Annotated in this window: 14 protein-coding genes and 3 pseudogenes; 11 read left to right on the top strand and 6 right to left on the bottom strand. The window is 61.5% G+C overall.

From position 1 onward, the window contains the following. The first annotated feature begins 7 nt into the window (after positions 1-7). The 7 genes and pseudogenes from bcsB to AC4ANE_RS23270 all read left to right on the top strand — a co-directional run bounded on the left by bcsB (position 8) and on the right by AC4ANE_RS23270 (position 10,940). A pseudogene (gene bcsB / locus AC4ANE_RS23300) lies at positions 8-2,076 on the top strand (cellulose biosynthesis cyclic di-GMP-binding regulatory protein BcsB). 3 nt (positions 2,077-2,079) lie between these two features. Then, the gene (gene bcsZ / locus AC4ANE_RS23295) at positions 2,080-3,291 is read left to right on the top strand and encodes a cellulose synthase complex periplasmic endoglucanase BcsZ (protein WP_002556135.1); all 1,212 of its coding nucleotides are present in this window, start codon (positions 2,080-2,082) and stop codon (positions 3,289-3,291) included. Then, a pseudogene (locus tag AC4ANE_RS23290) lies at positions 3,267-7,003 on the top strand (cellulose biosynthesis protein BcsC). Before bcsZ ends, AC4ANE_RS23290 begins: the two are co-directional and overlap by 25 nt. A gap of 15 nt (positions 7,004-7,018) precedes the next feature. Continuing rightward, positions 7,019-7,684, top strand: coding sequence for an SGNH/GDSL hydrolase family protein (locus AC4ANE_RS23285; RefSeq protein ID WP_002556137.1), 666 nt, complete (start codon positions 7,019-7,021; stop codon positions 7,682-7,684). Beyond that, positions 7,681-8,355 carry an alginate O-acetyltransferase AlgF gene (locus AC4ANE_RS23280; RefSeq protein WP_460408545.1) on the top strand — a complete coding sequence of 225 codons (675 nt, stop codon included), beginning with the start codon at positions 7,681-7,683 and terminating at the stop codon, positions 8,353-8,355. The genes AC4ANE_RS23285 and AC4ANE_RS23280 overlap by 4 nt, the downstream gene beginning before the upstream one ends. An 18-nt stretch (positions 8,356-8,373) precedes the next feature. Continuing rightward, the gene (locus AC4ANE_RS23275; protein WP_002556139.1) at positions 8,374-9,789 is read left to right on the top strand and encodes an MBOAT family O-acyltransferase; all 1,416 of its coding nucleotides are present in this window, start codon (positions 8,374-8,376) and stop codon (positions 9,787-9,789) included. An 11-nt stretch (positions 9,790-9,800) separates the two neighbouring features. Then, positions 9,801-10,940 (top strand): alginate O-acetyltransferase AlgX-related protein, encoded by a 1,140-nt coding sequence (locus AC4ANE_RS23270; RefSeq protein ID WP_002556140.1) that lies wholly within the window; start codon positions 9,801-9,803, stop codon positions 10,938-10,940. Between the two features lie 54 nt (positions 10,941-10,994). On the opposite strand, the gene AC4ANE_RS23265 is transcribed toward AC4ANE_RS23270, so the two are convergent. Beyond that, a complete protein-coding gene (locus AC4ANE_RS23265; protein ID WP_002556141.1) occupies positions 10,995-11,456 on the bottom strand; it encodes an RES family NAD+ phosphorylase in 462 nt (153 codons plus the stop codon). Beyond that, positions 11,453-11,902, bottom strand: a complete 450-nt coding sequence (locus tag AC4ANE_RS23260; RefSeq protein WP_002556142.1) for a DUF2384 domain-containing protein — start codon at positions 11,900-11,902, stop codon at positions 11,453-11,455. The genes AC4ANE_RS23265 and AC4ANE_RS23260 overlap by 4 nt, the downstream gene beginning before the upstream one ends. Before the next feature lie 267 nt (positions 11,903-12,169). On the opposite strand from AC4ANE_RS23260, the gene AC4ANE_RS23255 reads away from it, so the two are divergent. The 3 genes from AC4ANE_RS23255 to aroA all read left to right on the top strand — a co-directional run bounded on the left by AC4ANE_RS23255 (position 12,170) and on the right by aroA (position 15,013). Further along, on the top strand, positions 12,170-13,174 hold the full coding sequence (locus AC4ANE_RS23255; protein ID WP_002556143.1) for a response regulator: 1,005 nt from the start codon (positions 12,170-12,172) through the stop codon (positions 13,172-13,174). Between the two features lie 3 nt (positions 13,175-13,177). Continuing rightward, complete coding sequence (locus AC4ANE_RS23250) at positions 13,178-13,660, top strand: PAS domain-containing protein (protein WP_002556144.1); 483 nt, start codon at positions 13,178-13,180, stop codon at positions 13,658-13,660. 96 nt (positions 13,661-13,756) lie between these two features. Then, positions 13,757-15,013 carry a 3-phosphoshikimate 1-carboxyvinyltransferase gene (gene aroA, locus AC4ANE_RS23245; protein WP_002556145.1) on the top strand — a complete coding sequence of 419 codons (1,257 nt, stop codon included), beginning with the start codon at positions 13,757-13,759 and terminating at the stop codon, positions 15,011-15,013. A 21-nt stretch (positions 15,014-15,034) separates the two neighbouring features. Here aroA and AC4ANE_RS23240 read toward each other — a convergent pair whose 3' ends face one another. Together AC4ANE_RS23240 and AC4ANE_RS23235 are read right to left on the bottom strand one after the other, a co-directional pair. Next, complete coding sequence (locus AC4ANE_RS23240) at positions 15,035-15,697, bottom strand: ChrR family anti-sigma-E factor (RefSeq protein WP_002556146.1); 663 nt, start codon at positions 15,695-15,697, stop codon at positions 15,035-15,037. Between the two features lie 2 nt (positions 15,698-15,699). After that, positions 15,700-16,209, bottom strand: a complete 510-nt coding sequence (locus AC4ANE_RS23235; RefSeq protein ID WP_031595881.1) for a sigma-70 family RNA polymerase sigma factor — start codon at positions 16,207-16,209, stop codon at positions 15,700-15,702. Positions 16,210-16,543: 334 nt separating this feature from the next. Here AC4ANE_RS23235 and AC4ANE_RS23230 point away from each other — a divergent pair, with 334 nt between their 5' ends. Further along, positions 16,544-17,113: a hypothetical protein gene (locus tag AC4ANE_RS23230; RefSeq protein ID WP_002556148.1), complete on the top strand. Its 570-nt coding sequence runs from the start codon at positions 16,544-16,546 to the stop codon at positions 17,111-17,113. 33 nt (positions 17,114-17,146) lie between these two features. On the opposite strand, the gene AC4ANE_RS23225 is transcribed toward AC4ANE_RS23230, so the two are convergent. Further along, complete coding sequence (locus AC4ANE_RS23225) at positions 17,147-18,016, bottom strand: aldose 1-epimerase (RefSeq protein ID WP_002556149.1); 870 nt, start codon at positions 18,014-18,016, stop codon at positions 17,147-17,149. Next, a pseudogene (locus AC4ANE_RS23220) lies at positions 17,991-18,895 on the bottom strand (DMT family transporter). Before AC4ANE_RS23220 ends, AC4ANE_RS23225 begins: the two are co-directional and overlap by 26 nt. Positions 18,896-18,910: the final 15 nt, after the last annotated feature.

Here is an 18,910-nt window from a genome sequence, read left to right as displayed (position 1 = left end):
TTACCCGATGAACCTGCGCGGTGTGGAAGCCACCGACAGCGTCAACTTCAATGTGCGTGCCGATCAGGTGGTGACCGGCGCAAGCCTGTCGCTGAGCTACAGCTATTCGCCGGCGTTGCTGGCGGACCTGTCGCAGATCAACGTCATGATCAACGACGAAGTGGCCGCGACCCTTCCGTTGCCCAAGGAAGGTGCCGGCAAGCCGCAGACGCAGGTGATCGAGATTCCGCCGCAGATGATCACCGAGTTCAACCGCCTGAGCCTGCAGTTCATCGGCCATTACACGATGAGCTGCATTCCAGCCTCTGGGCACGGATCAACAACGACACGCGTCTGGATATCCGCGTGACGCCGTTCGCGTTGCCCAACGATCTGGCCATTTTGCCGCTGCCGTTCTTCGACCGTCGCGATGACCGTGACGTAAACCTGCCGGTGGTGATGGGCGCGGCACCCGATAACGCGACGCTCGAAGCTGCAGGCGCGCTGGCTTCATGGATTGGCGCGGCCAAGACCCGCTCGCGCATGGCCAGCTTCCCGGCGCACTTCAATGAGCTGCCGGCCAAGGGCAATGCGCTGGTATTGCTCAAGGGCGATGGTCCATTGCAGCTCGGCGCGCTGACGATGCCTGCGCCGAAAGGCCCGACCCTGACGATGGTGACCCATCCCAACGACCCGAACAGCAAGCTGTTGGTAATCACCGGGCGTGACTCGGCGGAACTCAAGCGGGCGGTCAATGCGCTGGTGGTCGGCGGTCAGAGCCTGGTCGGCAGCAGCGCATTGATCGAGCGTGTCGACCTGCTCGCGCCGCGCAAACCGTATGACGCGCCGAACTGGCTGCCCAGTGATCGGCCGATCAAACTGGGCGAGCTGATGCCTGCCAACAAACTCAACGTCTCCGGTTACGACCCGGGTGACATCACCGTGCCGTTGAACCTGCCGCCAGACCTGTTCAGCTGGCGTGAAGACGGCGTGCCGTTGAACCTCAAATACCGCTACACACCGCAGGAACGCTCGAACAATTCGTCGATCATGGTCAGCCTCAACGACACGCTGATCAAGGCCGAGCCGCTGCCGTCGATCGAGAACCTGAACAACTCGATCGTCTCGCGACTGACGGGCGGCGATGACACGATCAGCCGTGAAGCGCATGTGTACCTGCCGCTCAACTCCGTGGCCCTGCAATCGCGCCTGCAACTGCGCTACATGTTCGATTACCTCAAGCAGGGCGAATGTGGCGACATCATCATCGATAACATGCGCGGCAGCATCGATCCGGAATCGACGCTGGATTTCAGCGGTTACGACCACTTCATGGCCATGCCGAACCTGGGTGTGTTCAAGGATTCCGGGTTTCCGTTCACACGCCTGGCGGACCTGTCGCAGACCGCTGTGGTGCTGGCCGATCAGCCGAGTACTGAAGATGTCAGCGCTTACTTGAGCGTATTGGGCCGTTTCGGCGAATCGACCGGTTACCCGGCGACCGGTGTGTCGGTTATTCACGCTGCACAGATCGCCAGTGCCGCCGACAAGGACATTCTGGTCATGTCCTCGGGCAGCGATCAGCCGTTGCTCAAACAGTGGGCCGACCGTTTGCCGATTTCCGGCAATGCTCAGCAACAGGGCTTCGAGCTTTCCGATCTGGCCTTCCGTCTGCGCGACTGGATGAGCCCGGACCCGGATGAAAACCAGCGTCGGGCGCGGGTGGCCATGGCGTTTTCCAGTGACGCGCGCAGCACCTTCCTGACCGGTTTCGAATCGCCGCTGCACAAGGGGCGCAGTGTCGTGTTGATCTCCAGCGGTCAGCCCGGCGGCATGAGCGACGTTGCCCGTGCGCTGAGCAGCAGCGACAAGGTACAGGGCAGCCTGGTAGTGGTACGCGGCGATTCGGTCGAGGCGCTGGTTGCCGAGCAGAAGTACTACGTCGGTGACCTTGGGCCGATCAAATACGTGCAGTGGCTGATGTCGCGCAACGTGCTGTGGCTGCTGCTGGTGGTTGCTGTGGGTGTGGTGCTGGTGACCGGAGTTGCCTACCTGACCCTGCGCTCGCTCGCCAAGCGCCGTCTGGAGCAGGAATAAGCCATGCCGCTCCGTGCACTGAAACTGCGCCGCGCCTCGGGCTGGCTGGTCGGCCTGCTGGCGTCGGCGACCCTGACGCCGGTGTTGGCGAACAGCGCGTGCGATGCTGTGGCCTGGCCGTTCTGGCAGGACTATGCCACGCGCTATGTGCAGGCCGACGGCCGTATGCTGGAGTCGAGCCTGAAGGTCAACCACAGCACCTCCGAAGGTCAGTCCTACGGCATGCTCTTTGCTCTGGTGGCCAATGACCGCGCGCGCTTCGACGCGCTGTGGACGTGGACCGCCGCGAACATGATGGGGGCTGATGTCAAAACGCGTCTGCCGGGCTGGTTGTGGGGGCAGGGCAAGGATGGCAACTGGACGCTTCAGGACGCCAACTCCGCGTCCGATGCCGACCTGTGGATCGTCTACGCGCTGCTCGAAGCGGCGCGCGTCTGGCAGCACCCGGCCTATAGAGACGATGCGCTGGCCTTGCTCAAGAACGTGGAGTCGCGGCTGGTGGTCAATCTGCCGGGGCTCGGCAAAATGCTCCTGCCCGGCCCCGAAGGTTTCGCGCAGCCTGACCATCTATGGCGCTTGAACGCCAGCTACCTGCCTATTCCGCTGCTACGGCGCCTGGCGAAAGAAGCACCCGGCGGCCCATGGAAGGAAATTGCCGACAACACCGCGAAGCTGATCGACGCATCGAGCCCCAAGGGCTTTATCGCCGATTGGGTTGGCTACCGCGGGACCTCCCCGAAAAGCGGTCTGTTCGTGGTCGATCCGGTCACCGGCGAGCTGGGCAGCTATGACGCGATTCGCGTCTACCTCTGGGCGGGCATGACGCCTGCGTCCGACCCGTTGGCCGCGCGCTTGCTGGCGCGTCTCGACGGCATGGCGGTCAGCACGGCCTCCAGCGGCACGCCCCCGGAAAAAGTCCAGGTGATGAGTGGCATGAGCCAGGGCCAGGCTCCGTTTGGTTACTCGGCAGCGTTGCTGCCGTACTTCCAGGCCAAGGGTCAGACCTGGCTGGCCGAGCAGCAACAGCGCAGGGTCGAAGCCGGGGTCAGCCAGGCGCTGGCCCGTGACCCGAAAGACCGTACTGAACCGGCCTATTACAACCTCATTCTCAGCCTGTTTGCCTTGGGCTGGGTCGAAAAACGCTATCAGTTCCGTGAAGACGGAACCCTCAAATTATCCTGGGAGACGTCATGCCCGCGCGCCGCCACACGTTAGTCATCGGGTTGGTTGCCGCGATCGCAGCCAGCGTTTCTCAGGCTCAGGCCGCCACCGCCGAGGCGCAGTTGATCGAGCAGGGCCAGTACTGGCAGGCTCGCTCGAACCCGGTGCGGGCTGCCGAGGTCTGGCAGAAGGTGCTGCAGATCGACCCCAATCAGATCGACGCGTTGTATGGCATGGGGCTGATCGGCGTCAAACAGAACAAGCCGCAGCAGGCGCAGACTTACCTGGCTCGTCTGCAGGCCCTGTCGCCAGTGCCGTGGCAGTCGGTGCAACTGGAGCAGGACATCGCCCTCGCTCAGCCGCAGAATCAGGCCTTGCTGGATGAGGTCCGACGCCTCGCCGATGCCGGTGAGCGCGACAAGGCGACCGGGGTCTTTCGCCAACTGTTCAACGGCCGTTTGCCCGAGGGCACGATCGGGCGCGAGTACTACACCAACCTGGGGTTCAACAGCGCGGACTGGCCCGAAACGCGCAAGGGCTTTGAACGCCTGATGCGGCAGAACCCGGACGACTCGATTCTGGCGCTGTTCTTCGCCAAGCACCTGGCCCGCCGCGAAGACACCCGGGCCGAAGGGATCGCTGCGCTGGCGCGCCTGAGTAAGCACCCGGACATCGCCGGGGACGCCGATCAGAGCTGGCGCATGGCGCTGGTCTGGATCGGCCCGCCTGCGGCTGCGCAGGTGCCACTGTTCGACGCGTTTCTCAAGATTCATCCCGACGATCAGGAAATCCGCGACCAGTTGAACAAGGGCCGCCAGCAGAACACTAGCGGCGCTGCCTCAGGCTGGCAGCAGGACCCGTTGGTGGCGCGTGGCTTGAAGGCGCTGGAAAGAAATGATCACGCGGCGGCCGAAGAAGCCTTTGCCGCCCGCTTGAAAATCAAGGCGGACGATGTCGATGCGCTGGGCGGACTGGGCGTGGTGCGTCAGCAGCAGAACCGGCTGCCTGAAGCCGAACAATTGCTGACCCGCGCCACGCGCCACCCGGGCGGTGCGCGCTGGAAAAACGCGCTGGAAAACGTACAGCTCTGGACCTCGCTGCAACAAGCCCGTGATCTACAGGCCAAAGGACAGACCGGCAAGGCTCAAGCGTTGCTGGCGCAGGCGCAGCGGGAAAACCCTGACAACATCGACGTGCGTTTGACCCTGGCCGACGTGCAGGTGCAGGCAGGGCAACTGGACGCCGCGCAGGCAGGCTATCGTCAGGTGCTCGCGAGCCAGCGCGGCAATCCGCAAGCAATACGCGGGCTGATCAACGTGCTGGCCCAGCGTGGTCAGGCCGATGAAGCGCTACGCCTGCTCGACACATTGTCGCCGGGCGAACAGGCCAAACTGGGCGACAGCGGTCGCTTCAAGGCGCTGCGCTCCACACAAGTGGCGCGTCTGGCCGAGCAGCGTGGCGATGTTCGCGCTGCTCAGACGGCCTTGAAAGACGCGGTGAAGAGCGACCCGGACAATGTCTGGACGCGTTTTGACCTGGCGCGCCTGTACCTCAAGACCGACGAAGCGCCCAAGGCGCGCGTGCTGATCGACGAGCTGCTCAAGGCCCAGCCCAATAACATCGATGCGCTCTACACCAGCGCACTGCTGTCGGTGGAAATGGGCCAGTGGCAGGACGCGCAAACCACGTTTGCGCGCATCCCGGTGGATCAGCGCACGCCGGACATGAAAGCGCTCGCTGACGAAATCACCATGACCGTGCAGATCAATCTGGCCATCGGCATCGCCCGGCGCCGTCGGCCGATCTGATGCTGCAATACGCCGGTCTGCTGCTCGCAGCGGGTGATGATGTGCAGGTCAATGCGATCCTGCGCAACGTGCAGGGTCAGCCGATGAGCGCGCAGACCCGCAAACGCTTCGATGACCTTTTGTACCGCTACCGCATTCGCCAGGCCGATCTGCTGCGTGAGGGTGGAGATCTGGCGGGCGCGTACGACACGCTGGCACCGGCTTTGGCGCAGCGCCCGGACGACATTCAGGCGGTGTCGGCGTTCGCCCGGATGTACACCGCCAATGGCGACAGCGCTCGCGCGTTCGAGCTGTACAAACCGTTGTTGCAGCGTCAGCCCAATGACCCGCAAGTGCTGCTGGGCGCAGCTGATGCGGCGGTCAAAGCGCATGATTATGGCTTTGCCGAAAAAGCCCTGAGCCAGTTCCGCAAACTGGAGCGCAACGACCCGCAGACCCTGACCGAAGCCGCACGTATCTACCAGAGCATGGGGCAGACTGGCGCGGCCACCGAGTTGCTGCGCAAGGCCGTGGCCATCGAACAGAGTGAAAAGCAGCGCGTGATGGCTGCGCAGGCTGTGCCGACCAGCATAACGTCGTCCAACCCGTTTGCGGCGGGCGGTTCACGTAGCCTGGCGGCGGCTTCGGCGATTCCCGCCCCGGCTCAGGTGTCGTTGAGCGGTGGGAGAGCACTTGAAACAAGCAATGCGCTTGAAACATCTGCACCGCGTGACACGGCTTACCCCGGCCAGATCGCCGCACAACAGCCGCTGTCTGCCGCACGTGCGCAAAGCGTGCGCGGCAATCCGTTCATGGCAGCCACCGACCGCGATCAGGCCAGCAGCGCGCAGCAGGCGCTCAATCGTATTCTTGAGCAGCGCAGTGGCTTCGTCAGTCAGGGCCTGAGCGTGCGTAGCAATAACAGCGAGGCGGGTCTGAGCAAACTGACCGTGGTCGAGACCCCGCTTGAGATCAACGTGCCTGCCGGTGATAACCGGGTGGCCGTGCGCGTCACGCCGGTGTCGCTGAATGCTGGCAGCGTGAAATCCGATGCAAGTGCCCGTTTTGGCGGTGGCACCAGCGGTGCTGCAGGTTCGCAGAGCGACAAGGGTGTCGGTCTGGCGGTAGCGTTCGAGCGCCCCAAAGAAGGCCTCAAGGCCGATATCGGCACCACGCCGATGGGCTTCAAATACACCACGGTCGCGGGTGGCGCGAGTGTCGACCGGCCGTTGGGTGACAACCCGGACCTGCGCTACGGCCTCAACGTGTCACGGCGTCCGGTGACGGACAGCGTGACCTCGTTTGCCGGTTCCACCGACGAGCGCAGCGGCCTGTCCTGGGGCGGCGTCACGGCCAACGGCGGGCGTGGCCAGATCAGCTATGACGACCAGACCATCGGCGGTTATGGCTACGGCTCGTGGCACAAGCTGGTCGGCAACAACGTGAAATCCAATACCCGAGGCGAAGTGGGTGGCGGCGTTTACTGGTACCTGCGCAATGCCGAGGACAGCAAGCTGACCGCAGGCCTGAGCCTGATGGGCATGAGCTATGACAATGACCAGAGCTACTTCACTTACGGCCACGGTGGCTATTTCAGTCCGCAGAGCTTCTATGCCATCGGCGTGCCGGTGATGTGGGCACAGCGCACCGAGCGTTTCAGCTATCAGGTCAAGAGTTCGGTCGGGGTCCAGCACTTCAAGCAGGACGGTGCCGAATTCTTCCCCGACGACAGCACGCTGCAGGCCGCGTCCGGCCAGCGCTACACAGGGCAGAGCAAAACCGGAATTGGCTACAACCTGAGCGCGGCAGGCGAGTACAAGCTCGATTCCAGCCTGTTCATGGGGGCCAATCTGGGCCTGGACAATGCCCGTGACTATCGCCAGTTCAGCGGCGCGCTTTACCTGCGTTACATGTTCGAGGACATGACCGGCCCGATGGCACTGCCGGTCAGCCCTTACCGTTCACCTTATTCCAACTGATTTCTGGAGAATTCGATGCCTTCCGTTCTTGCCGGTATGACCCTTCTGGTCCTGGGAGAAAGCCACATGAGTCTGGCCGATCATCTGATGGAACCGCTGCACGACAACTTGACCAGGCAGGGCGCTATCGTGCATTCGATCGGTGCCTGTGGCGCGAGTGCCGGTGACTGGTTGATCACCAAAAAGGTCGATTGCGGGGCCGAGCAAAAAGGCAACGGCAAGATCGTCATCAAGGGACGTGACGCCACGACCACGCCCATCGGCGAGCTGATCGCGGCCGACAAGCCTGATCTGGTGGTGATCGTGATCGGCGACACAATGGCTTCCTATGACAAGCCTTCGTTTCCAAAGGCCTGGGCATGGCAAAGCGTCACCGGCCTGACCAAGGCGATTGCGGCCACGGGCACCAAGTGCGCCTGGGTCGGCCCTGCGTGGGGCAAGGTGGGCGGCATGTACCAGAAGAACGATGCACGTACCCAGTTGATGTCGCAGTTTCTGGCCAGCAACGTGGCGCCCTGCACGTACATCGACTCGCTGAGCTTCTCCAAACCGGGACAATGGATCACCACCGACGGTCAGCACTTTACCGTCGCCGGTTATAAATCCTGGGGCACCGCGATTGGCGATGCCTTGGGCAAACTCCCGGTCACCAGCGTCAGCGCAGCCGGAGCGAAGCAATGATCGCCCTGCGCCTGATGGCCGCTAGCGTCGCGGCCCTGTTGATCGGTGCTCAAGCGCAGGCGGCCGACATCGCCCTGTACCCGACAGGCCCGGCGCAGGATTCGGCGTTCATTCGCTTCGTCAATGCCACTGCCGCGCCGCTGCAAGTGGTTGCCCGGGAAGGCCAGGCACCGTTGCAACTGGACGCGGCAAAACCGGTGTCGCTGTTCTTTGCGGTGCAGGCCAGCAGCTCGATAAAAGGCACATTGATCAGCAGTGAGAAAAAGCTGCCGATGGACGTCAGCGTCGAGCCGGGCGAGTTCGCCACCGTCGTCCTCACCGTGCAGGCTGATGGCAGCCTTGCGCCGGTGACAGTGCGTGAGCAGCCTGATGATTTCAACGGTTTGAAGCCTTCGCTGGCGTTTTTCAGTCTGGATGCCGGTTGTGTGGAGGCAAGCCTGCGTCCGGCCGGTCGCACGGCTGATTTGTTCAAGGCGATCCCGACCGGTACGTTGCAGCGCCGCTCGATCAATCCGGTGAGCCTGTCGGTACAGCTGGTTTGCGCCAACGCCACTGTCGGCGCACCGCTGGATCTGGGGGAACTCAAGGCCGGTGAACGCTACAGCGTTTTGCTGGTGCCGTCCGCCACCGGACCGCGCCTGTTGTCGGCCACGGACACGCTGTCCAACTGATCGGGTTCTGTGGTCGTTATGGTATTCGCCTCGCTCGAGTTTCTGATGGTGTTCCTGCCGGCTTTTTTGCTGGCCTATGCCGCAAGCCCTGCGGCGTGGCGCAACGTCGTTCTGTTGATCGGCAGCTGGCTGTTCTACGGCTGGCTGAGCCCGCTGTTTCTGAGCCTGCACATCGTGTTGACGATCGTGGCCTGGGTCGGCGGTTTGCTGGTCGATCGGGCGCGGCAAGGCTCAACAGGGCGGGTGCGTCTGCTGGTGGCACTGATCGTGTTCAACACCGCCGTGCTGTGCTGGTACAAATACGCCAACATCGTCGCCGGCAGCTGGAATCAGCTGATCACGTATTACGGAGCTATGCCGCTGCAATGGCAGCGCGTGGCGTTACCGGCCGGGCTGTCGTTCATCGTGTTGCAGGCGATTTCCTATCTGGTGGATGTACATAGGCACACCGTGCCGGTCGAGCGCAGTTTCATCAATTACGCGACCTACATCTCGATGTTCGGCCACTCGATTGCCGGGCCGATCATCCGCTATGACTGGGTGCGCCGCGAGTTGGTGCAGCGTCATTTCAACCGCCTGAATTTCGCTCGGGGCGCACGCCGTTTCATGATCGGCATGAGCATGAAAGTGCTGGTGGCCGACACCTTGTCACCGTTGGTCGATGTGGCGTTTCACTTGCCCGAGCCGTCGCTGGCCGATGCCTGGATCGGCTGTCTGGCGTACTCGCTGCAACTGTTCTTCGACTTTGCCGGTTACAGCGCCATGGCCATCGGTCTTGGGCTGATGCTGGGCTTTCACTTTCCCGAAAACTTCAACCGGCCGTACCTGGCCAGCAGCATTCAGGACTTCTGGCGGCGCTGGCACCTGTCGCTGTCCAGCTGGTTGCGCGACTACCTGTACATTGCCTTGGGCGGCAACCGGCATGGCGTCTGGAACACCTATCGCAACCTGTTTCTGACCATGGCCATCGCAGGTCTGTGGCATGGCGGCGACAGCTGGAACTACCTGTTGTGGGGCGCGGCACATGGCGTGGCGCTGTGCGTGGATCGCGCCTGGTCGCGCTCCAGCCTGCCCACTGTTCCCAAACCATTGGCGCACGTGTTGACGCTGCTGTTTGTGTGCCTCGCCTGGACGCTGTTCCGCGCCCCGGACTTTACCACTGCGCTGACCATGTATGCCGGACAGTTCGGCCTGCATGGCCTGGGGCTGGGCGATGCACTGGCCGTAACCCTGCGCCCGGCGCACGGCATGGCGGCGCTGCTGGGCGTGGCCTGTGTGCTCGCGCCGTTGTTGCTGGTTCGCGTTGAGCAGCGTTTCGCCAGCCACCCTCTGTTCATAGCGGGCGCCCCATTGTGGCCGGTGGCCGGCTTTCTGTTGTCGTTCGCGCTGATTGCCAGCCGCGAGACAGTTCCTTTTCTTTACTTCCAGTTCTGAGGTCAGTGGCCATGACTGCTCCGTCTGCTGTACCGCCTCCGCCCAGCGAACTGGCCGTGCGCACCTGTGGCGTGGCGGGAATCACGCTGGTGGCTTTCATCGGCGTCGGCTTGCTGGCCTCGTGCATGCTGCTGGCCAGCGGCAAGGTCGAGTTGCTGCCCAAACCCCTGACCCTCGATGCAGCGCTGCATGGCGAGGTGACTCACAAACTGGCCAAGCAACTGTCAGGGACTTTTCTGGCGCAGCGCGCAGCGAATATCGAGCGTGGCGCAAGCTGGTTGCTGTTTCACGACACCGGTCCGCGGGTCCGTCAGGGGTGTCCGGGCTGGCTGTTCCTGACCGATGAATTCAGGCTCAATCGCGACGCGCAGGCCAATGCGCAACACAAGGCGCAGGCGGTTATCGATGTGCAACGAAGCCTGAAAAAGCGCGGCATCGACCTGCTGGTCGCCGTGGTGCCAGACAAAAGCCGCATTGCTGCCGCCCAACTGTGCGGGCTTTATCGCCCCGAGGTGCAGCAGGCCCGTGTTGTGCAATGGACCAACAGCCTGAAGGAAGCCGGTGTTGATACGTTGGACCTGACCACTACCCTGCAACCGCTGGGTGACACAGCGTACCTGCGTACCGACACACACTGGAGCGAAAGCGGTGCCAACGCGGCCGCCAGAGCGCTGGCACTGCACCTGCGCAAAGTCGGCTTTCAGGCCACTCCGCAACGGCAGTTTCAAACCAGCATCGCCCCGATTGCCGAGCGCCCCGGTGATCTGGTGCGTTTAGCGGGTCTCGACTGGCTACCGCTGTCGTTGCAACCCGTGCCGCAAAGCGTAGCCGCCACGCAAATCACCGAGCTTGCCAGTGAAGCAGCGGCAGGCGGCGACAACCTCGACGACCTGTTTGGCGACAGCAACCTGCCCAACGTCGCCTTGATCGGCACATCGTTCTCACGCAATTCGGGCTTTACCGGTTTTCTACAGCGCGAACTCGGCGCACCGATCGGCAGCTTCGCCAGGGACGGCGGCGAGTTCTCGGGTGCAGCCAACGTCTATTTCGACAACCTGGCCTTTCGCCAGACCCCGCCAAAGCTGGTGATCTGGGAAATCCCGGAGCGGGATCTGCAAACGGTTTATGAGGTGATCAACCTTCGGCCATAACGCTATCAAATTCGCACCTGACGCTATCGAACAACTGGCTGCCCTGTATCAATCTCATTTCAAACGCGGATCAACCACAAACTCCAGTTCCTTGGCCGTTGCCACAACGGCCAGGAATTCCGGGTGCTGGACGTTGAGCAGGTAATTCGATTCACGCGGGATGATCACGCTTGGCACGGCCAGTGCCAGGCTCTGACCCGAGGCAAGCCAGTCGTCGCCGAACGAGGCTGTTGCCGGTGGTGCGGGCTCTTCGCGCCAGTCTGGAGGCAGGGTGTCCGGCCGTGCATTGAGGATGTGCTCTTCGCCAATCTGCAGCTCAAGCATCGCGTAATGCCGGGCCACGCCAGCGTTGCCCAGGTGCACCAGCACTTCCAGCAGCGCCAGCGATTCGCTGCCTGCGCAGTACACGCAGGTGTTGCCTTTGCTGTTCCAGCGTCCGCCATAGAGCTTGGCGCCTTCACCGTCGAACGCCTGAGCCAGCCATTTGCGCTTTACCAGTCGATAGACTGCAATCACGCCACGACACCGTGTTCCAGCCGACCGATCAGGTCGAGCACTGCCTGCGCCTCGGCCGAGGTAGCGAGCATTTCCAGCGGCCTGCGATTGCCCAGCCCATAGACCGGGTTGGCCAGCCACAGACGGGTCGCTTCGGCATCGTCTTCGAACAGGTCCAGCGCCGCTTTGTAAAGCGCTGCCAGGCGGAACAGCCGATCGCTTTCCTCGGCATTGAAGCGGCGCACCTTGAGGCGTCGCTGCAAGGTGGCGGGAGCGATGCCCAGATGCTCGGCCAGGGTCGAGCGGTTCAGGTCGGTGTAATGCGCCAGACGCTCGAATACTTCATACGGCAAACCGTCGTGCAGCGCCGAGTACAGGCGCGTGCCACGGGCCGGAATACCCAGATGCTGCCAGAAATCGTCCTGCCGGGGCAGGGCCGGATGGTAGTCGCTTATGGGCAGAGACATGGACACACCTGTCTATCGAGTGATTGCTATTAAATCTATCACTTGATAATAGGCTGGTTTGGGTGGTCGCGGTAGTGATTTGCAGCAACAGAAAGCGACTTAAATTACAGAAACTGCAAACATCGCCGACTTAAGGCTATAGGTTTAGTTTGAATGTTGCTGATCGAGCGTTATAGGCTCAGTGTCAGTCGATTTCGATAGTGCTGTCGAACGTATACGTGCTGTCCGCCGTTGTCAGCCTGATTTTTTTGCAGTGAGAACCACACGATGTCCACGCTTGCACTATTGATATGCGATGACTCGAACATGGCGCGAAAGCAGCTTTTGCGTGCCCTGCCTGCTGATTGGGATGTATCGGTAACGCTCGCTACCCAGGGGCAGGAAGGTCTGGAAGCTATCCGTAAAGGCCAGGGCCAGGTGGTGCTGCTCGACCTGACCATGCCGGTGATGGACGGTTACCAGACCTTGACGGCGATTCGTGCCGAAAACCTCGACACCAAGGTGATTGTGGTGTCGGGTGACGTGCAGGACGAAGCGGTGCGCCGGGTCATGGAGCTGGGCGCGCTGGCGTTTCTGAAAAAACCTGCCGACCCGGACGAACTCAAGAGCACGCTGGAACGCCTGGGCCTGCTGGGCAAGCCGGCGGTTTCACCTGTTGCGCTGCCGGCCCTCAACAACAAGGGCGGGGTGATCAGCTTTCAGGATGCCTTCCGCGAAACCATCAACGTTGCCATGGGCCGCGCTGCTGCGTTGCTGGCCAAGGTGCTGGGCGTGTTCGTGCAGTTGCCGGTGCCCAACGTCAACATGCTCGAAGTCGGCGAGTTGCACATGGCGCTGGCCGATGCCCATGCTGATCAGCGTCTGACGGCGGTGTGTCAGGGCTACATCGGTGGCGGCATTGCAGGTGAAGCACTGCTGATTTTCCATGACTCGGAAATATCCGGCATGTCGAAACTGATGGGCGACGATAACTCCGACAGCTCCAACATGGAGATGCTTCTGGACCTGTCCACGATCCTGGTCGGTGCCTGCCTGAGCGGTATTGCCGAGCAGATCGACATCGCGTTTTCGCAAGGCCATCCACAGTTGCTGGGCGCGCAGGGTGGCATCGACGAGCTTATCCGCATCAATCAGCAACGCTGGAAAAAGACCCTGGCGGTTGAAATCAGTTACAGCGTGGAAGGCCACAACATTCATTTCGATCTGTTGATGCTGTTCACCGAAGATTCGGTCGAGCTGCTTACCAAAAAACTCGCCTACATGATGAGCTGACCCATGAGCAACGCTATCGAAATCAACGAGCTTCATTGGTTGCTGGCCGTCACGCAGAACATTGACGTAGGCATTGTGGTGCTGGACCTGAACTACCGGGTGACGGTCTGGAATACCTTCATGGAAAACCGTTCTGGCGTGGTGCCCTATGTGGCCATCGACAAGACCTTCTTCGAGTTGTTTCCGGAGGTTAACCGTCAATGGCTGAGCAAGAAAATCGATAACGTCGTGACCCTTGGTACACCGGCGTTCACCATCTGGGAACAGCGGCCGTATCTGGTGCGCTTCAAGAACTACCAGCCGATCACCGGGCACGAAGAGTTCATGTACCAGAACACCACGCTGTTTCCGCTGCGTTCAACCACCGGGGCGATCAGCCATGTGTGCCTGGTGATCTATGACGTCACCGACGTGGCAGCCAACCGCAATCAATTGCAGGCAGCCAATGACAAGCTGCAGCAACTGTCGGGTGCTGAACAAAAGTAAACGGCTGTCTGGCTCGTCGGGGCAGCAAAACCGCACTGCGGGCTTGATCCCGCTCGTGCTAGGATCGCGATTTTTCCGCTGACGCTCAGGGACATCATGCGACCTCAAGCCACCCTCACTGTTTTGCCTGTCGAGCGCCCGCTGGTCGGGCGCGTCAGCCCGCCGGGCTCCAAGTCGATCACCAACCGCGCATTGTTGCTGGCCGGGCTGGCCAAAGGCACCAGCCGCCTGACCGGCGCGCTGAAGAGTGACGACACCCGCGTGATGTCCGAAGCACTGCGTCTGATGGGCGTGCAGGTCGACGAGCCGGATGACAGCACCTTTGTGGTCACCAGCAGCGGGCACTGGCAGGCACCGCAGCAGGCGCTGTTTCTCGGCAACGCCGGGACCGCAACGCGCTTTCTGACCGCTGCACTGACCAACTTCGAAGGCGACTTTGTGGTCGACGGCGACGAGTACATGCGCAAGCGCCCGATCGGCCCGCTGGTCGATGCCTTGCAGCGCATGGGTGTGGAAGTCAGTGCGCCCAGCGGTTGCCCTCCGGTGGCGATCAAGGGCAAGGGCGGCCTGGAAGCCGGACGTATTGAAATCGATGGCAATCTGTCCAGCCAGTACGTGTCGGCGTTGCTGATGGCCGGAGCCTGCGGCAAGGGCCCGGTCGAAGTCGCCCTGACCGGCAGCGAGATTGGCGCACGTGGTTACGTCGACCTGACCCTGGCGGCCATGCAGGCCTTCGGCGCCGAGGTTCAGGCCATCGGCGAAACCGCCTGGAAAGTCTCGGCCACTGGTTATCGCGCTACGGACTTCCATATCGAGCCGGATGCATCGGCGGCCACCTACCTGTGGGCCGCGCAAGCATTGACCGAGGGCGATATCGACCTCGGCGTGGCCAGCGACGCATTCACTCAGCCTGATGCCCTGGCCAGTCAGATCATCGCTAGCTTCCCGAACATGCCTGCCGTGATCGACGGTTCGCAAATGCAGGACGCGATTCCGACCCTGGCGGTACTCGCCGCCTTCAACCGTCAGCCAGTGCGCTTTGTCGGCATCGCCAACCTGCGGGTCAAGGAATGTGACCGTATTTCAGCGCTATCCAACGGCCTGTGCGCCATCGCACCGGGCCTTGCGGTAGAAGAGGGCGACGATCTGCTGGTGCACGCCAACCCGGCGCTGGCAGGCACTACGGTAGATGCATTGATCGACACCCACTCCGACCATCGCATCGCCATGTGTTTTGCGCTGGCAGGCTTGAAGATCGCCGGTATCCGCATTCTCGACCCCGATTGCGTCGGCAAGACCTACCCGGGTTACTGGGATGCACTGGCTTCGCTGGGGGTGAGTGTTCAGCGCTGAGAGCAACTATGGAGCCGTTTTTCAGATCCCGAAGAACGGCTGCATCATCCGCGCCAGCAGCCCGTGAAAGCGCAGCCTTGATTCCGTCGCCAGTACGCAGATGCATTCCCGGTCAGGGTAGGCGACGGGCTGATGCTGGATGTGGCTGTCCAGATCGGCTACGTCATTGAGCCCGAACGCTCCCTGTATGTCGTGGTACGCGCCCTTGAGCACCATGGTCATCTCGCCGCTGTCGTGGCTGTGCACCGGCATGCTGACGCCGGGGGCGATTTTCAGCAGCATCAACTTGCCTTGTTCAATACCTTGCGCACGTACTCGTTGCACGCCAGGAACCAGTGTCTTCCACTTCAGTGTGCTCAGCTGTCGACCGAAATGCGCGTGCAGGCAGGCAGGTAGCAAGTCCGGGTCCTGATTGGCTGCCGGCATCGAATACATTGCCGGTTCAGCGCCCGTGTGCTGTTCATCGAGACGCGCGAGCATTGCCGACCTGCCCTTGAGTGGCACCACGCTGCTGATGTGCTGCTGCATCAACACACCGCCAATCTCTTCGGCCTGCCTGAGTCGCGCGCGGCACTCGGCACAGCGTTCGAGGTGCGCCGCAGTCACCACCGCGAGGACCTGCGACAGCGCTCCCGCTGCATAGCTGACCAGAGTCGCGTCATCCGGATGATGTCGTGGGCTCATCATTATTCCTCTATCCGCGAACGCAATTTTTGAAACGCCAGGCGCAGGCACGATTTCACCGTGCCCAGTGGCATACCAAGGCGTTCGGAAATTTCCCGATGGCTGAGCGCTTCGAAATACGACATGCGCAACACCCGGGCCTGATCGGGAGGCAGGTTCTGAATGGCAATGTTCAGTTGTTGCTCCTGACGCTGGCTATAATCGAGCGTTCGATCTACCGGGGCCTCCAGGCGCTCGAGTTGTTCCAGCGAATTCTGCACCTGCACCCAGCCGCGGTCCTTGCGCACGCTGTCGATGTAAAGGTTGCGGGCAATGCGAAACAGCCATGTTCCCAGGCTGGCCTTGGTCGGGTCGAAGGAGTCGGCCTTGTGCCACAGCTTGAGCAGCACTTCCTGCACCAATTCTTCAGCCTGCCCCTCCGGCACATTCAGCCCGGTCAGATAACGCAATAAGCGCGGCGCGAAGTAATCGTAGATGCGCATGAAGCTTTCGCGGTCCCTCTGGCGGGCCACGGCGGCGACTTCATCAATCCAAAGTCGGGTTATTGTCGATTCGCTGTGAGGGGGGGGCAAGTGACAGAAGATCCTGAGACTGGCAGTAGTGCGCATGATCCACCTTCTGATCACCATTGTCTGGTTTTGGTTCGCAATGCAGAGGTGTTACGCAACGGGATGGGGAGTGGATCACAGGATATGACGAGCGGCGTGGAGGAATTTTACAGGTGCGACCATGACAATGACCACGGGCCAGTCATGCAGACAGTCGCTGTCATTTCTGCCAGTAGCGCTATGAGCAGCTGGCTGCTTAACCTGTGATCTGGATGCTATCAAGGTCAGGGAGACCATTATGGACACTCACGTTGCACGTGCTTCATCTACGCTGGCCAAGCTGGCCTGTGTACTGCTGGTTATCATTTGTATGGGGCTTCTTTTTGCACCTTGGCGAGCTCAGGCTGAGGCTGTAAATCTGGTTACCTGTACAGGAACCCATACTACAAACTGGTCGCCAGGATTGACCAACACCAGTCAGACGATTGTTGTATCGACGACGAGCAGTTGGAACCCGTGTGTTTCGCTCTCATTCCCTTTGGTTACCAGCGCTTCGTCCAGCGAAAGCTTCCAGTCTACGTTTTCCTGCGAGTCGTTACTGCTACCAACATCCAGCAGAACATGGGTCATTAGCTGGAGCGATGGAGTCACCAGCACTTACAAGTTCAACGCGACGATCAATAATATTGGTACTTTGAACACGACCATTGTTGGTGTCGGGGTAATTGTGGATGGCCGTTATAAAGGCGCCAATGCGACAAGTACATTTTTACTTGGCAATCTTCAGTCAACGTTGAACGACAGCTGCAACACCGCCACCGGCGTTACCCGCGTCAGCGGTCTTTCAACGCTGTTGATTACCCCGTAACGACAGGCATGGAGCATGCACGCATAAAGCCTGCTACAAGGGCTTGTAGTGCAGACTGATCGTCAACTCCATCGACTCCCCCTGACGTAATAGGCTCAATCCCGGCCGCCCGGGCAAATGATGTGCGTTGACTGGGTGGCTTACCGGCTCAAAGCAAAAGAAACCCAACCCTGGCGGGCAGAACACCAGAAAGTAGTCGCTGCCGGTAGCCTGGCAGTGCAGTTCATAGCCCAGGTCCGGCTGGCTGATGAGGCTGCCGCCATCCCAACCGGTGAAACCGTTGTCCAGACGTGTGTCGGGCAGCGCGTTGCCGTGTCGGAAATCCCATTCTGCTGGCAGGTCCTGCAAGGCGCTGGGCAAACCGGCTTCGTCGCACAGCCATACCTGCGCAGCCTTGGCCTGCAAGCGTGTGTGAGGCGTGCGCGGCAGGTAAGGGTGCAAGCCCAGCCCGTGCCAGGCGGCACGACTGTCCAGGTGGGTAGTGGTCAGTTCGATGCTCAGCTTGCCGTCTTGCAGGGTGTAGCGCAGTTGCGCGCGGTAGGCGAACGGCGTCTGGCTGTCGAGTTGCAGGCAGACCTGCTCTGCGGTCTGCTCGATAACACTCCAGACCTGTTGCCAGGCGCTGCCATGAATCGGCAATGGGTCGTTGGCGCTGTTGGGGGCCAGTGCGAGCCAGCCATCCGGGGTGTCGAAACCGCCGTTGCCTATCCGGTTCGACCAGGGCGCCAGCGGGTAGCAGGCCAGTCGGCGAGGTGTACCGGCAGCCAGTGCCTGTTCGTCGCTCGGGCGCAGCAAGGGGTGCCCGCTGGCCAATATGGTCCAGTTGACGATACTGCCGCCGATGTTGGGGGCCAGTGTGAGGCGGGTCAGGCCATCTTCAAGGGTCAGTACGTTCGCGGGCATGATGCAAAACCTTCTTGGATGACGGGCTGGATGGTTGAGAGGCAGATGGCGTGGCGCGCCGCCAGGTCAGCAGGACGATACCGCTGACGACGATCAGCCCGCCGATGACCTGGCCGCTGCTGAGCAACTGATCGAGAATTAGCCAGCCGAACAGCAGGCTCGCCACCGGCTCGATATTCATCACCGGCGCATTGCGGGCGATGTCCAGCCGCGCCATGCAGATGAACAGCAGCGAAAAGCCCAACCCGTACAACACCACCAGACTGGCCAGCGCAGTCCAGCCGATGCGGCTTGCCGGCAGATCCACGCCACCGGGCAACAGGCCACTGGCACCGGCCAGCGCAGCCGCCGCGAACACCACGACCATGGTCAGCATACTGCGCACCGTGCCGCGCATGCTGGCCAGTTTGTTGTCGGTGATCCACAGCGCAAAGGCGAACACCACTGCTGCGGTAAACGCATAGGCGATACCTTCCAGCCACTGCGGTTCGTTGCTGCCAGGGTTTGACAGCCGCTGCGGCACATCCAGCGCCAGCGTCAGGCCGAACAGAATCAGTGCCATCAGACCAGCAGCACGTCGCGTGGGCCTGGCACCGCCGAGTGCCCAGGTCAACAGCGCCAGCAGAATCGGCGAGACGTTGACCACCAGCAATGCCAGCGCCAGGTGCTGGCAGGAAGACTGAGCTTTTCACGTTGCCAGAGCACCAGACTGACCAGCACCAGCAGGGTGACGCCGGAGCGGCAAAGAATGGCCAGCAGCAAGCCGGTGTCATGATCGAAAGCGATGCGCGCCGCAATGTGGTTGCCGGCAAACGAGCAGGCCAGCAATGCCAGGATCAGCACGGCGATGTGGCGGGGGAACAGGGCAGGGGCAGACATACGCAACCAGCCTCC

The organism is Pseudomonas sp. Pme6b (genome assembly GCF_058129925.1).
The sequence above is the reverse complement of the archived record's forward strand: the minus strand, read 5'-3'. Positions and strand labels throughout refer to the sequence as shown.